Below are 13552 nucleotides of genomic sequence, written 5' to 3'. Positions count from 1 at the left end.
CGCGATGACGGAAACGTGCGTCCGGACCAGCCGAATCGCCTCCGGATATTGCTCTAGAGGCCCAGCAGCTTGACCGTCCGGATCAAGCCGGCCAGATCCGCATGGATGTCGTCCTTGACATGAGCATAGTTTTCTTTCTCCGGCAGCCGTTCGCCGACACCGAATAAGCAGTGGTAATCCAGCTCCAAATAGTTGCTGAGCAGCCAATAACACCCGTTCACATACTTCGCGGCGAATTGTTCCACCACTTTCGTTCCCGGACGGCAAAATACGAGGTTGGCGAGTCCCGCTCCATGCGCCGAGACGATCACGTCCGCACTGTAAAAAAGCCGGGCTTGGTCGGCTACCGACATTCCTTTCAGCACGACCTGCTTGAATCCGAAGTAGGCGAGCAGCGCCGTTACCTGGTACTCGTTTTTCACTTTCCGGTAGGAGGCGTCGGACCGGCTGATGTAGATCCGCTCGAATCCTTTCATCCGCTTCGTCAGCGTCTTGAACAGCAGTTCCCTCCGCAGAAACGTACAAGCCCACGACGAGGGAAGCGACCCGGCCTGGGACGGTACGACGAGCTGACGGGCCTGCATATGGAATCCGCGGCGGGGTCTGACGATTTGATCGCGGGGAATATTGAGCCGGCTCAGCGTTTCCTGGTGAAAGGCCCCTTCCGTATGCCGGCTCAAGATGAACTTATCGACAGGCAGTCCGCTTTCCCGCAGCAAATAAAACTTGGGCAGCACGTCGAACAGCCAATGATAATAATTGTGGCTCGAACAAAAGGTGAGCACGGCGGCCGTCTCCGGGGTACGGCGGGCCCGGGGCAGCGAATTTTGGCCGAATACCGGGTGTCGCCCGGGCTTGCGGAAAAACAGCTGCGAAGCGTCCCAGATCAGCTTGTTGTCCGGGCTGATGACCGCATCGCTGCGGCCGCTGTAGAACCTTCCCCCGGGCAGGACGGCGACAAATGCCGGTTTTCGGGAGATCGTTTCTCTGCGAAACTGCCAGTATACCGGCTCCTCCACCTGCTTGGGCGGGTTCAAGCGGAGCTTCTCCTCCGGATGGATCTCGTAATAGAGGCGCTGCGGCGATCCCGGCTGGGATGCGTCGACCCAATCTTTCAGCTTGTTGTAATAGCCTTGCGGCGGCGGTTCATAACCTCTTGGCATCCTGCCACCTCCCGTTGTTGCAAATATCTTATGCAGGCCGGCGAAAAATCTTATGGACCAATCCCACTGGCTACGCAAAATTGGCTCCCGGCTGAGCTTCCATCCATACAACTCGGCCGCGCGGTACATACCCTATTAAGAATGACTGGCAATCGAACATAGAAATGAGGTATGAGTTGATGCTGTTACACGGTCTGGATATGGATCAGGATTTTCACAGCCTGGATTCCAAACTGCTCGTAAGCTGTCCGGTCAGCGGCCCGGACGAAGGCGGCTTGTTTTTGCTCGACTTCAAGCAAAATTCGCTGAAAAAGCTGTATACCGGCGGATGTATGGGGATGGCCTGGGTGAAAGACCGGCTGATCGTGGCGACGAACCAGAATCAGCTCTTATGTCTGAACTCCCGCTACCAGATTACCGCCAGGCAGGATTGCGGACAGATGGACCTGCACGGTGTCATCAAATATAACGACGACATCGTGCTGGTCGTGGAGACGGAGAACAACGCGATCGGCTGCTACGAGGCGGCTGCGCTGAAACGGATCGGCGAAATCCGCTTGAACCCGGCTACCCGGGACGTCCATCATCTCAACGACATTTGGCTGGACAGCGGCCTGTTATACGCCTCGATGTTTTCCCCTTACGGGAAATGGCACAAGCAGCCGATGAACGTATCGGGGGCGATCATTGTCGTCAATCTCGGCACGTTTAATCCGTATGTGCCGCTTGCGCTCAATCCGGCGAACCACGTAGTGGTCAAAAATCTGTACATGCCGCATTCCGTCCTGACTTATAAAAACAAACTCTCCTACTGCAATTCCATGGCGTTCCAAACCGTGATCGGGGGAACCCAGACCGTCCAGCTGGCCGGCTTTACAAGAGGACTTGCCGTTACCGACGAACTCGTCTTCATCGGCCAGAGCCGGATGAGACACGTGCTGCGCATCCCGCACAAATTTTCGAACTGCAGCCTCGACGGCGGCGTTCACGTGTATGATCCCAAGCTGCGGATCTCCCGGTTCGTCTCTCTCCCGGCGCAGCAGGTGTATCAGATTTTGATCTGTCCGCAGTAACGATGCCACGATGAAAAACGGCGCTTTCCGGAAAGCGCCGTTTTTGTGCAGACTACCCAACAGATCGGTTTCCTGCGAAACCGATCTGTTGGCTTATTTCCAGGCCAAAACCCCGCTGGGGCGGGATTACCATAACAGCCCTTTGTAATTGGAGGAGGCGGGAATCTCGTCGAATAAACGTACCAGGTCGATAACCGGCTTCTCGAACAGCATTTCTTCGACAAACGGCGCGTACTGCCGGTTTTTTTGGGCGACGACGACCACATCGGCAAACTGCCTGATTTCATCGAGGTTCGGAGCGAGCAGTCTGGCGATATGCGGGACGGCCGTTTCAATATAATGCTTGTTGGCCCCCATCAGCTTGGACGTCAGCACCTCCTGATCGTATATTTTCACCTCATACCCTTTCCCGATCAGTCCCTCCAGCAATTTCACGACAGGACTTTCCCGAAGATCGTCCGTTCCCTGCTTGAAGGCAAGCCCCAGGACGCCGACCTTCACCTTCCCCGCAGCGAGCACCGCCTCCAGGGCACGATCGATCTGCAGCGAATTGCTCCGCTCGATCACCGACAGCACGGACGTCTCGACATGGCGGGACCGGGCCAGCGCATTGATCGCTTTTAAGTCTTTCGGCAGGCAGGAGCCTCCGTAAGCGAAGCCGGGCTTCAAGTAAGCGGAGGACAGATTCAGATGGTGATCCTTGCAAAATAAATCCATGACGTGGTGCGGGTCGATACCGAGCGAATGGCAGATGGCTCCGATTTCGTTGGCAAACACGATTTTCAGCGCGTGAAACGAGTTGTTGACGTATTTGATCATCTCCGCCACTTCCCGATTCGTCTCGACGATCGCCGCATCAACCGGACCGTAGAGTTGCCGCAGCATGCCGAGAGCGACGGGATTGGCCGTGCCGAGCAGCGTGTACGGGGGGTGGAAGTAATCGTCTACGCTGCTGCCCTCCCTCAGAAATTCGGGATTGCTCACGACCGCAAAGTCCGTCTCCGCGGATTTGCCGGACCGGACGAGCAGCTCCTCGATGCGGCTGCAGGTGCCCGGCGGCACGGTAGAGCGGATCACGATCGTGTGGAACCGGTCCTTTTCCTTCAACGCTTCTGCGATTTGTTCCACCACGTGCCAGATGAAGGTCAGATCCGTATGTCCGTTTTTGTCGGCCGGCGTGCCGACGCAGATCAGGGAGAGATCGGATTCGTTGACAGCCGCCTGTATATCAAGCGTAGCCGTCAATCTTCCGGCCAGATGCTGCTCCATGACCAGCTCCGCTATCCCTTTCTCGACGATCGTCGGTTTCCCTTGATTGATCATCTCGATCTTATCCGGGTTAATATCGACCCCGACAACCTTGTGGCCCATCTGGGCCAGGCAGGCGGCCGAGACACAGCCGACGTATCCCAGGCCGAAGACGGATACGGCATAGGGGCGCTGCTGAGTATTCATTCCATCAGCTCCTAATCCATATTTCATTATATTTCGCTATTTCGCGCACCACTTTACGGGCGGTCTCTCTCATACTGTATTTGCTGAGCAGATCCTCTCTCGCCTTCTGGGCCATTTCCTTGGCCGGCCTCATCCGTCTTCGCACCTGCCTCATCTTGCGCTGGAGATCTTCCCGCGACGGCTCCGCCCAGAAGTGTCCGATAAATTGCTCGTTTTCGTTATCCATAATCTGCTTGAACCGTTCCACCTTGACGATGTACGAATTCGATTCGTTCATAAAATCCATATGACCGCTCCAGCCGGTTCCGATCGAAGGAAGCTCCATCAGCATCGCCTCAAAAAACGGCCTGCCCCAGCCTTCACCCCGGGTCGGAAGCACGAACGCGTCGCAAGCGCGATACAGGCTGAGCATCTCCTCCGGCGACAGCATCTGGTCGATAATGTAAACCGGCGGCCGCTCGCTTTTCGGTTTCGGATGCGCGTTAATATATTCCTCCACCTTGCCCACCCTGCCGTTGTCGCGCACCTTGATGACCAGCGCCGCATCATCGGCTCGCGAAAACTCGTTCAGATACGCTTGCAGCAAAACGTCGTACCCTTTGCGTTCCTTCAGGTCGAATACCGACAAAAACGTGAACGATTCCGCGATCGGAAGCTGCAATTTCGGCCCCTGCGGATCGTACTGGCTAATATCGAAGAAATTGGGGATCAGCCGTAGCGGCACCTGAACGCCGGAAGAAATGAACGACTCTTTGTTAAACGTGCTCTGTACCCATACTTCGTCGAACTTGTTCAGCTCCGGAACCCAGGTGCTCGGAATCCGGTCGGTCTCGAACGTCGTCCGCGCGATGTTGATCCGAAACTCCGGATTATGCTGGACGCGCCAGCCTACCCAGTTAAACAAATACAAATCGTTGGAGGTCAATTCCGTATGTTCGAACGAGGAGATATACTCGACCTCTTCAGGTGGCAGCACTTTCCATTTATCGGACAGGTCACGGGGCTTGATCCGGACCCGAAAGCCCGCATCGTCCAGAATACGCAGCAAAATGCGGTTTCCTTCCGCGAGCCCGTGTCCGTTATAAAAGATCCCTTCCAATAAGATGTTCATCCGTTTCCACCTTTCTGCAAAGCGTTACCTGTTATACTTTTCAATTTCACTCCTCACTTTGTGGGCGACGGCGCGGATATTGAATTTGTCCAGCAGCTCCCTGCGCGCCCGGCGTCCCTTGTCCTTCGCCTCGTCCCGGTGTCCGAACACGTGCCTCATCTTGTTCCGCGGTCGGGCATGGAAGGCTCCGCCCAGTAATGGCCGGCAAAAATCGGAATTTCGTTCTTCTCGATCCGCACGAGCTGCTCCACTTCGACCAGATAGGAGTTCATCTCGGTCATATATTCGGTTTGGCCGCTCCAGTTCGTGCCGATGACGGGTTTCTCCAGCAGCATCGCCTCAAAAAATGACCTGCCCCAGCCTTCGCCGCGGGTAGGCAGCACAAACGCGCTGCACGCCCGATACAGCCCCAGCAGCTCCGGAGTGGAGAGCATCTGAGCGACGAGATAAATCGGAGGCCGCTCTTCGGGCGGCTTCGGATGGCCGGCTGCAATGCTTTCGAGCAGGCCGCTCGCGCTCGTGTCGCGGATCTTGATCACGAGGGCCACGTCGTCCGAGCGGGAGAACTCGTCGAGAAATGCGCGGATAAGCAGATCGTATCCTTTGCGGGACTGCATATCGAAGACCGATAAGAACCAAAACGTCTGCTCGATCGGCAGCTGCAGCCTCTCCCCTGCCGGCGAATACTGATCCACCTCAAAAAAGTTAGGAACGAGCCGCAGCGGTACGTTCACCCCGGAAGCCGCAAACGTCGTCTGGTTAAATTTGCACTGCACCCATACTTCGTCAAACCGGTTCAGCTCCGGTACCCAGGAAGCCGGAATCCGGTCGGTCTCGAAGGTCGTGCGGGTAATGTTAATCCGGTATTCCGGATTGTAGCGGACTTTCGGGCCGGTCCAGTTGCACAGATACAGATCGTTCGACGGTAAAGCGGTATTTTCAAATGAAGCGATATATTGCTGTTCCTCCGGGGTCAGAGCCAAGTTTTTATCGGACCGGTCGCGGGGCAGGATGCGCACGTTATAACCGGCCTCATCCAAGATGCGGAGCAGTACCCGGTTTCCCTCCGCGAACCCGTGACCGCTGTAAAACATACCGTCCAACAAAATATTCATCGTGATCACCGCCTTTTGCCTCAGGTACCCCGGCCTATCAGCTTACCTATCTTTATCGTATTGAAATCGATAATGCCCGGTCACCGCACTTGTCTAATCGGCATACGCATATTTTCCGGCACATGCGGACAATTGGACGGACATCCCGCATCATGCGCCCTGCATTTCCGGGAGAACCCTCATATAAATGGATTAATGCATATAGATTGGAGGGTACTCATGTCATCTGACACAGCTATTCCCTCAATGCCGTTTACATGGACTCCGCGCAATAAAACGCTGCTTTGCAGTCTGGCGACCGGTCCAAAGCATACCGAGCTTCTTCGGATCATGGCCCCTACGGCAGCCTACTACGCCTTGCGCCACAACATGGACAGTCTCGTTATGCCGCTCCGTGGCAGGCTGGAGCCTTCGAGGCCGCCCGCCTGGGACAAAGTCGTCCTGATCCGGCACGCATTAACGTTGTACGATACGGTCATCTGGATCGATGCCGATGCGATTATTTGCGATCCGACCCGCGATATTCAAGCCGTCCTCGACCCGCGCTTCTCGATGCATCTGGTCCTTCATCCGTACAACGGGAAGGTGACGGCCAATACCGGCGTATGGATCTGCCAAAACCATGCGGCGACGTTCGAAGTGCTCGAGAAGGTTTGGAGCCATACCGCATGCATCCATCACCCGTGGTGGGAACAGGCCGCTCTGATGGATTTGCTCGGTTACGATCTGCACACATGGACGTTCCGCGCCCCCACTCCTTATACTCATCTCGTCCAGTATTTGGGCGAAGAATGGAATTGCAGGCCCGAGCTGGGCGGCGATCCGGTCATTCGGCATTTTCTGACCAGCAAGAAAAAGAAACCGCACCGGATGATGAAATCTTATATCGGGTTTTTGGAACGGCTCCGGGAAGGAGGTGCGTTATGAACCCGGCAACGGATATCCCGCCTCTGCCCTTCACTTGGCAGCCGCATAACAAGATGCTCATCTGCAGCCTGGCGACAGGCGGCCAGCACCTCGCCATGATGCAGATCATGGCCCCTACCGTCGTTTATTATGCGATGAAGCACCGGATGGACAGCCTGCTGCTGCCGATGCCGAACATGCGGCTTGACGCATCCCGGCCGCCCGCCTGGGACAAAGTGATCTTAATCCGCCACGCCCTGACGCTGTATGAGACGGTCATGTGGATCGACGCCGACGCCATTATCTGTGATCCGTCGAGAGATATCCGCGATGCGCTCGACCCGGGTTGTCCCGTACATCTCGTCGCTCACCGCCACCGCCATAAAAGCGTCCCGAATACCGGGGTCTGGGTGTGCCGCAGGGATGAACGGTCGTTCGCCCTGCTGGAAGACATCTGGAACCACCGGGAGTTCGTCCATCACCGCTGGTGGGAGCAGGCCGCTCTGATGGATCTGATCGGTTACGAGCCGCGGGACCTCTCCAGCACGTACCGGGGAGAGTCCCGGCACAGCGGCGCCGTCCGTTTCCTCGGCGAAGAGTGGAACAGCCGCCGCGTCCGGCCGGCCGACCACCCGGTCATTATCCACTTTCTCGGCAAAAACAAAAAGCTGCAGGAGATGCAGCGAAGATATACGGAGTTTTTAACGCATGTGTTCTGAACCGACTCTAATTCGGACAGGAGGTACATTATGGAGGATTTGCGAATTCCGCCGCTTCCTTTCAGTTGGACGCCGCACAACAAGATGCTCGTCTGCAGCATCGCCACCGGCGCCAAACATATCGCCCTGCTGCGGGTCATGGCCCCTACCGTCGCATATTACGCGCTGCAGCATAAGATGGACAGCCTCGTCCTGCCGTTGGAAAGCCGGCTCGCCCCGTCCCGGCCGCCGGCCTGGGATAAAATCGTCCTGATTTACAACGCCTTGCACATGTACGAGACGGTTTTGTGGATCGACGCCGATGCGATTATTTGCGATCCGGGCAAGGACATCCGGGATGCGCTGGACCCGGACCGGACGATCCATCTGGTCGCTCACAAAAGAAGCAGGGGACGGCTGATTCCGAACACCGGAGTATGGGTATGCCGCAGAGCCGACTCTACGCTGGAGCTGCTGGAGAAAGTGTGGGGGCACGCCGCATACATTCATCACCGCTGGTGGGAGCAAGCCGCCCTGATGGATCTGATCGGATACGACCCTCAGACGTATACGTTCCAGGGGCCCACTCCATACAGCGCGCTCGTACAATTTCTCGATCACGAATGGAACAGCCGGAACAAAGATTCGGCCCCGCATCCGATCATTTATCACTACTGCAACAAACATAAGCCGATCGAAGATATGGAGGAGCATTATTCGCGGTTTCTGAACCGAATCGCCGGAATCGAGCCGACGGCCGCGATGCCGATGGAGGCAGGAAGTGATCCGTCATGCAGCCTGACTCCATCCTGAACGCGCCGTCTGGCCACTACGGCTCCTTCCTGGAATGGGTCGCAGCGTCCGGTTCCGACGCCGGCGAAGTGCTCCTGCCCGTCGAATTCGGCGAGCGGACGGTCACCCTTCGCCAGCCGGCCGGACTGGAGCATCCCGTTCATTGGCGCCTGCGGTTCGCGGACGCCCCCGAATCCCGGATGCGCAGCGGGTTCGTCGCCGTTCTCCCGGGCGCCCGGTTATGCGGGACGATGTGCCATATCGTAACGCCGGACGACAAGCTGCTGGCGGAGTTCTCCCTGGAGTGGAAGAAGCGGCCGGAACACCGGTCGATCTACGAGCGGCCGACGCTTCCGACGCTTCGTCCGCTTCCGGGGACCGCCGCGCTGCTGGCGATCAAGGACAGCGGCGTGTATTACCACTGGATGCTCGACGTGCTGCCGCGCCTGCTGCTGCTGCGCAGATGCGGGATCGCCCCCGACTATTACATCCTTAACGGACACAGGCAAGCCCCGTTCCAGCTTGCGACATTGGAGATGCTGGGCGTCCCGCGGAGCCGGATTGTCTACAGCAGCGATGCGCTTCATATCCAGCCGGAGAAGCTGGTCGTTCCCGGGTTTACGAGCGGCATCCGGGCCCGCTGGGCCTGCGATTTTCTAAGAGCCGGGATGATGGTCGGCCAAGGCATCGAACCCGTCCAAGGGTACGAGCGGATCTATATAAGCCGGGAACACGCCCGTAAGCGGAAGCTGCTTAACGAGACCGAAGCGATGGGCGTTCTGGAGAAGCGCGGATTCCGCAAAGTGACTCTGGAATCGTTGCCGCTGCGCGAGCAAATCCGGATTTTCGCCTCCGCGCAAATCGTGGCGGGGCCTCACGGGGCCGGCTTCACCAATCTCCTGTTCAGCAGACCCGGAACGAAAGTGATCGAGCTCTTCTCGCCCAATCTCGTTCATACGTGCTACCCGATCCTGAGCAGCCTGATCGGACACCGGCACTATTACCTGGTCGGCGAAGGCGAGCGTCCCCCCGAATTCGTCAATCCGCACGCGAGGGGCGACAATATCACCGTTAATACCGGTGAACTGACGAGGCTGCTGAAGCTGGCCGAGGCGGATTAGCAGCCCCGGTTCCCGAATCTCAAGATGGGAGTGAAACAAGTGGAGACGATTCATATTGTTGCGGCTGCCAACGATCTGTATGTCCGGCACATGGCCGTTATGCTGACCTCGCTGCTGGCCAACAAAACTTCCGGCAACCCCGTTCAGATCCATGTCATCGACGGCGGGAGCATCTCCGCTGAGAACAAGAGTAAGCTCGTAAAATCGGTCGGCAAGTTTCATCAGGAGATCCGGTTTATCCCCTTTAACAACGAACTGCTGCAAGGCGTGAAAATAACGGAACGGTTCGGCCGGGAAGCGTATTACCGCGTCTTCATTCCGAGTCTGCTGCCCGAATCCGTCCATAAAGCGATTTATTTGGACAGTGATCTGATCGTCCTTAAAGATATCGGCAAATTATGGGGGATCAGCTTGGACCAGCACTATGTAGCCGCTGTGGAAGACAGTGTCGGTTCCAACCGGGGCCGTGTGCTCCGCATTCCGGCGGACCATTATTTCAACTCGGGCGTCCTCGTGCTGGACTTGAACAAGTGGAGAACGTATCAGGTAACGAACCGGGTGATGGGGTACGTCAAACGATATCCGCGAAGAATCCAGATCGCGGATCAGGACGGACTGAATGCGGTGCTGCACGACAGATGGAAACGGCTGAATCCGGAATGGAACTGCTTCGCCTCCCTGTACAGCCCCCTGAGGCCTCCCGCGATCATCCATTATATTACGACCAACAAGCCGTGGAACTGCAATCCGCCAGGGAAGCATGAATATGACAAATACTCGCTCGCCACTGCATGGTGAAGCCGGGAACGGTTGAAACCCCTGCCGCATAACGCGGCAGGGGTAATCGGTTTTGGTACAGCGCGGCGAAGAGCCGATATTCAGATGCCGATCCCTTCATAACAGACGCCCCACTGCCCGAAAGGAAGGCGGAGAAGGAAATTACGGGTGTCCAGCACATACGGATGCCTCATCGCTTCTCCCATCTGCCGCCAGTCAAGCTCCCCGTATTCCCGCCAATGCGTCAGCAGGATCACCGCATCCGCACGGGTCGCCACGTCTTCCGGATTGGAGCAGTACCGGACCGGCAGCTCCGGATTCAGTCTCGCGAACATCTCCATCCCCTGCGGATCGTGCGCCGACACGGACGCCCCGAGGCCGGTCAGTTTCCGGATCATCGCGGACGCTTGCGTTTGCCTGGCGTCGTCGGTATTCGGCTTAAAGGTAAGACCCAGTATGCCGACCGCCTTTCCGTTCAGCGTCTTCAGCCTGTTCTGCACTTTCCGGACACAATAATTCATCATCGCTTCGTTCGATAACACGGCCGCCTTCACCAGCGTCAGCTCGCTTTCGTACTTCCGGCTGACCGAGAGCAGTTCGGCCGTATCCTTCGGGAAGCAGCTGCCGCTCCAGCCGCTGGACACTTCCAGAAATTTGCCGCCGATCCGCGAATCGAGCCCCATCCCTTTGGCCACGTCGAGCACGTTCGCGCCAAGCGTCTCGCACAGCCTCGCAACCTCGTTGATATAGCTGATTTTGACGGACAAAAAGGCATTCGAGACGTACTTGATCAGCTCCGCGCTTTTCGGATCGGTCTCGAAATAAACCGCCGGCGCCGAGCCGGGCGAATAAGGAAACGGGAAGAGCGCGGACAACCGGTCGTAGGAAGAGCGGTTCAGCAGGCTGGCGTACAGCTCTCTCAACCTCTCGAAAGCTTCGGGCTGATCCGCGCCGATCACGATCCGGTCCGGCAGGAAGACGTCTTCGAGCGCATAACCTTCCCTCAGAAATTCCGGGTTGCTGACGACGGCGAAATGCTCCCGGGCTCTCAATCCCGATGCCTGCTCGAGAACGGAGGCGACCAGGTCGGCGGTTCCGACCGGCACCGTCGATTTCATCACGATGACGGTAAACCGGTCCGGATCGAGATGCCGCCCGAGCTGCCCGGAGGCGGTCCGGACATAACTCAAGTCCGCCGTACCGTCCGGGAGCGAGGGGGTCCCGACGGCAATAAATACGACGTCCGCTTCCGCTACGGCGTCATAGGAAGTGGAGGCGGACAGCATCCCTTGGCCGGTACACTCCCGGATCAGCCGCTCGAGTCCCGGCTCGTAGAGCGGACTCTTCCCCCCGTTGATCATGACGACCCGCTTCGGATCGATATCGATAATCGTCGTCGGATGGCCAAGCGCCGCCAGAGCGGCGCCCGTTACGCTCCCGACGTAACCTGAACCGATACACGCAGCTTTCATGGCAATCCTCCTTGAGCGAGCAGCCGCCGGCATGCCGCGATCGTCTTGCGCAGACCGTCCTCCAGGCCGACCTCCGGCTCCCAGCCGAGCAGCCGCCGCGCTTTATCGATGACCGGCCGGCGCACTTTCGGATCGTCCTGCGGCAGCGGGAGGAAGACGATCGCGCTGGTCGAGCCGGCGAGCCGCTGAACCAGCTTCGCCACGTCCAGCACGGCGTACTCGACCGGATTGCCGACGTTGATGATTTCGCCGGACGCCTGGTCCCGCTCCATCATCAGCATCAGCGCGCGGACCGTATCGTCGACATAACAGAAGGAGCGCGTCTGCAGACCGTCCCCGTACACCGTTATTTCGTCTCCCCGGATCGCCTGGTAGACGAAGTTGGAGATGACTCTTCCGTCGTCGTTTCGCAGGCCGGCCGAGTACGTATTGAATATGCGCGCTACCTTCACCGGCACTTGGTAACGATGCGCGTATTCGTAGCAGTATACTTCTCCGAGTCTCTTCGACTCGTCGTAACAGGCCCGCGGTCCCCAGGTGTTGACATTGCCGCGGTATTCCTCGGGCTGCGGGTGGACCGTCGGGTCGCCGTACGCCTCGCTCGTGCTCGTATAGACGAGTTTGGCGCCGGCCCGTCTGGCGAGCTCCAGCATGTTCCATGTGCCGGTCGTATTCGCCTTAATCGTCTCGAATGGAAACTGCTGATAAAACTTGGGGGACGCCGCCGAGGCCAGATGATAAATTTCGTCCGCGCCGGCCAGTTCCCCGAGATTCAGGCAATCCGCCTCGGCGATATTGCATTCGAGAAACCGGAACCGCTCCTGCCCGGTCAGCCCGCTTAGATTCAACTTGGTTCCGGTGGATAGGTTGTCGATCCCGATGACCTGGTAGCCTTGCGCGAGGAGCCGAACCGCCAGATGAGAACCGAGGAAGCCTGCAGCGCCGGTGACCAAAGCTGTCTTCAAGGCGTCTCGCCTCCTCCTGCAACAAATTGGTCCAGGAACGACCGGAAATCGCGCTTTAACCGTTCATCTTTACAAGCCAGCTCCACCGTCGCCTTCAAGTACCCGAGCTTATCCCCGACGTCGTACAGCTTGCCGTCCAGCGTGTACGCGTACAAATACCGGTGCATGACGAGCTCGTGGAGCGCGTCCGTTAATTGAATCTCCCCTCCGACTCCGGGAGACATCCCCTCCAGAATCCGGAATATTTCCGGCTCCAGAATGTACCTCCCGATAATGGCCAGGTTGGACGGGGGATCTGCTTTCGGCTTCTCCACCAGATGATTCACTTTATACAGCCGCTCGTCGATCCGTTCCCCGTCGATAATGCCGTATTTGCCGATATCCTCTTCGCTTACCGGACCGACCGCGATGATCGAGGACTGACGCTGCTCATACAGATCGATAAGCTGCTTGAGACACGGCGGGTCGCTGTCGATGATCATATCGCCGAGCAGAACCGCGAACGGCTCGCTTCCGATAAATTTGCGCGCGCACCATATGGCGTGGCCGAGACCGAGCGCCTCCTTCTGGCGCACGTAATGGATTTCGACCAGGTTCGTAATATCTTCGACGATTTTCAATAAATTCGTCCTGTTCGTTTCCAGCAGATTCAGTTCCAGCTCGTAGTTTTTATCGAAATGATCCTCGATCGATCGCTTGCTGCGGCCTGTCACGATCATAATGTCCTCGATGCCGGACCGGACCGCTTCCTCTACGATGTACTGAATCGTCGGTTTATCTACGACCGGCAGCATCTCCTTCGGCATCGCTTTGGTGGCGGGAAGGAATCGGGTTCCGAGGCCGGCGGCCGGGATGATCGCTTTCCTCACTTTTTTCATCGGACTCCACACTCCTTTCCTCCGGG

14 protein-coding genes are annotated in these 13552 nt (G+C 57.5%); 6 read left to right on the top strand and 8 right to left on the bottom strand.

All coding sequences use genetic code 11. The features are described 5' to 3' along the window. Nucleotides 1–53 precede the first annotated feature (53 nt). Complete coding sequence (locus PV433_RS28815; RefSeq protein WP_332075457.1) at nucleotides 54–1163, bottom strand: glycosyltransferase family 61 protein; 1110 nt, start codon at nucleotides 1161–1163, stop codon at nucleotides 54–56. A gap of 179 nt (nucleotides 1164–1342) precedes the next feature. Here PV433_RS28815 and PV433_RS28810 point away from each other — a divergent pair, with 179 nt between their 5' ends. Continuing rightward, nucleotides 1343–2236, top strand: a complete 894-nt coding sequence (locus PV433_RS28810) for a DUF4915 domain-containing protein (protein WP_332075493.1) — start codon at nucleotides 1343–1345, stop codon at nucleotides 2234–2236. Nucleotides 2237–2362: 126 nt separating this feature from the next. Here the strand turns inward: PV433_RS28810 and PV433_RS28805 are convergent, their stop codons facing one another. The 4 genes from PV433_RS28805 to PV433_RS28790 are packed head-to-tail and all read right to left on the bottom strand — an operon-like array spanning nucleotide 2363 to nucleotide 5917. Then, on the bottom strand, nucleotides 2363–3691 hold the full coding sequence (locus tag PV433_RS28805) for a UDP-glucose/GDP-mannose dehydrogenase family protein (RefSeq protein ID WP_332075456.1): 1329 nt from the start codon (nucleotides 3689–3691) through the stop codon (nucleotides 2363–2365). Between the two features lie 4 nt (nucleotides 3692–3695). Continuing rightward, entirely contained in the window at nucleotides 3696–4802 is a 1107-nt protein-coding gene (locus PV433_RS28800) for a glycosyltransferase family 4 protein (RefSeq protein ID WP_332075455.1), read from the bottom strand. Nucleotides 4803–4826: 24 nt separating this feature from the next. After that, complete coding sequence (locus PV433_RS28795; protein WP_332075454.1) at nucleotides 4827–4952, bottom strand: hypothetical protein; 126 nt, start codon at nucleotides 4950–4952, stop codon at nucleotides 4827–4829. A gap of 5 nt (nucleotides 4953–4957) precedes the next feature. Further along, on the bottom strand, nucleotides 4958–5917 hold the full coding sequence (locus PV433_RS28790) for a glycosyltransferase (protein WP_332075453.1): 960 nt from the start codon (nucleotides 5915–5917) through the stop codon (nucleotides 4958–4960). Between the two features lie 219 nt (nucleotides 5918–6136). Here PV433_RS28790 and PV433_RS28785 point away from each other — a divergent pair, with 219 nt between their 5' ends. Genes PV433_RS28785 through PV433_RS28765 form a run of 5 tightly spaced genes read left to right on the top strand, consistent with a single transcriptional unit; the run spans nucleotide 6137 to nucleotide 10232 of the window. Then, nucleotides 6137–6844 carry a hypothetical protein gene (locus tag PV433_RS28785; RefSeq protein ID WP_332075452.1) on the top strand — a complete coding sequence of 236 codons (708 nt, stop codon included), beginning with the start codon at nucleotides 6137–6139 and terminating at the stop codon, nucleotides 6842–6844. Continuing rightward, nucleotides 6841–7542 (top strand): hypothetical protein, encoded by a 702-nt coding sequence (locus tag PV433_RS28780; RefSeq protein WP_332075451.1) that lies wholly within the window; start codon nucleotides 6841–6843, stop codon nucleotides 7540–7542. Before PV433_RS28785 ends, PV433_RS28780 begins: the two co-directional genes overlap by 4 nt. Nucleotides 7543–7572: 30 nt before the next feature. Then, on the top strand, nucleotides 7573–8334 hold the full coding sequence (locus tag PV433_RS28775; RefSeq protein WP_332075450.1) for a hypothetical protein: 762 nt from the start codon (nucleotides 7573–7575) through the stop codon (nucleotides 8332–8334). Then, nucleotides 8313–9434 carry a glycosyltransferase family 61 protein gene (locus tag PV433_RS28770; RefSeq protein ID WP_332075449.1) on the top strand — a complete coding sequence of 374 codons (1122 nt, stop codon included), beginning with the start codon at nucleotides 8313–8315 and terminating at the stop codon, nucleotides 9432–9434. The genes PV433_RS28775 and PV433_RS28770 overlap by 22 nt, the downstream gene beginning before the upstream one ends. A 39-nt stretch (nucleotides 9435–9473) precedes the next feature. Continuing rightward, nucleotides 9474–10232 (top strand): glycosyltransferase family 8 protein, encoded by a 759-nt coding sequence (locus PV433_RS28765; RefSeq protein ID WP_332075447.1) that lies wholly within the window; start codon nucleotides 9474–9476, stop codon nucleotides 10230–10232. Between the two features lie 80 nt (nucleotides 10233–10312). Here PV433_RS28765 and PV433_RS28760 read toward each other — a convergent pair whose 3' ends face one another. From PV433_RS28760 to galU, 3 genes are read right to left on the bottom strand one after another with little or no spacing between them, the layout of a single operon-like run. Further along, complete coding sequence (locus PV433_RS28760) at nucleotides 10313–11683, bottom strand: UDP-glucose dehydrogenase family protein (protein WP_332075446.1); 1371 nt, start codon at nucleotides 11681–11683, stop codon at nucleotides 10313–10315. Then, nucleotides 11680–12648 carry an NAD-dependent epimerase/dehydratase family protein gene (locus tag PV433_RS28755; protein WP_332075445.1) on the bottom strand — a complete coding sequence of 323 codons (969 nt, stop codon included), beginning with the start codon at nucleotides 12646–12648 and terminating at the stop codon, nucleotides 11680–11682. The genes PV433_RS28760 and PV433_RS28755 overlap by 4 nt, the downstream gene beginning before the upstream one ends. Next, nucleotides 12645–13526 (bottom strand): UTP--glucose-1-phosphate uridylyltransferase GalU, encoded by an 882-nt coding sequence (gene galU / locus PV433_RS28750; RefSeq protein ID WP_332075444.1) that lies wholly within the window; start codon nucleotides 13524–13526, stop codon nucleotides 12645–12647. Before galU ends, PV433_RS28755 begins: the two co-directional genes overlap by 4 nt. Nucleotides 13527–13552 lie beyond the last annotated feature (26 nt).

The sequence above is a fragment of the Paenibacillus sp. GYB004 genome (genome assembly GCF_036577605.1).
Taxonomy (GTDB): domain Bacteria; phylum Bacillota; class Bacilli; order Paenibacillales; family NBRC-103111; genus Paenibacillus_AB; species Paenibacillus_AB oceani.
The sequence above is the reverse complement of the archived record's forward strand: the minus strand, read 5'-3'. Positions and strand labels throughout refer to the sequence as shown.

What these genes read in the sequence shown, in the direction of transcription:
- PV433_RS28780 (WP_332075451.1), top strand. Translation starts at nt 6,841, where the DNA reads ATGAACCCGGCAACGGATATCCCGCCTCTGCCCTTCACTTGGCAGCCG.
- galU (WP_332075444.1), bottom strand. Translation starts at nt 13,526, where the DNA reads ATGAAAAAAGTGAGGAAAGCGATCATCCCGGCCGCCGGCCTCGGAACC.
- PV433_RS28815 (WP_332075457.1), bottom strand. Translation starts at nt 1,163, where the DNA reads ATGCCAAGAGGTTATGAACCGCCGCCGCAAGGCTATTACAACAAGCTG.
- PV433_RS28790 (WP_332075453.1), bottom strand. Translation starts at nt 5,917, where the DNA reads ATGAATATTTTGTTGGACGGTATGTTTTACAGCGGTCACGGGTTCGCG.
- PV433_RS28805 (WP_332075456.1), bottom strand. Translation starts at nt 3,691, where the DNA reads ATGAATACTCAGCAGCGCCCCTATGCCGTATCCGTCTTCGGCCTGGGA.
- PV433_RS28760 (WP_332075446.1), bottom strand. Translation starts at nt 11,683, where the DNA reads ATGAAAGCTGCGTGTATCGGTTCAGGTTACGTCGGGAGCGTAACGGGC.
- PV433_RS28810 (WP_332075493.1), top strand. Translation starts at nt 1,343, where the DNA reads ATGCTGTTACACGGTCTGGATATGGATCAGGATTTTCACAGCCTGGAT.
- PV433_RS28775 (WP_332075450.1), top strand. Translation starts at nt 7,573, where the DNA reads ATGGAGGATTTGCGAATTCCGCCGCTTCCTTTCAGTTGGACGCCGCAC.
- PV433_RS28785 (WP_332075452.1), top strand. Translation starts at nt 6,137, where the DNA reads ATGTCATCTGACACAGCTATTCCCTCAATGCCGTTTACATGGACTCCG.
- PV433_RS28770 (WP_332075449.1), top strand. Translation starts at nt 8,313, where the DNA reads ATGCAGCCTGACTCCATCCTGAACGCGCCGTCTGGCCACTACGGCTCC.
- PV433_RS28800 (WP_332075455.1), bottom strand. Translation starts at nt 4,802, where the DNA reads ATGAACATCTTATTGGAAGGGATCTTTTATAACGGACACGGGCTCGCG.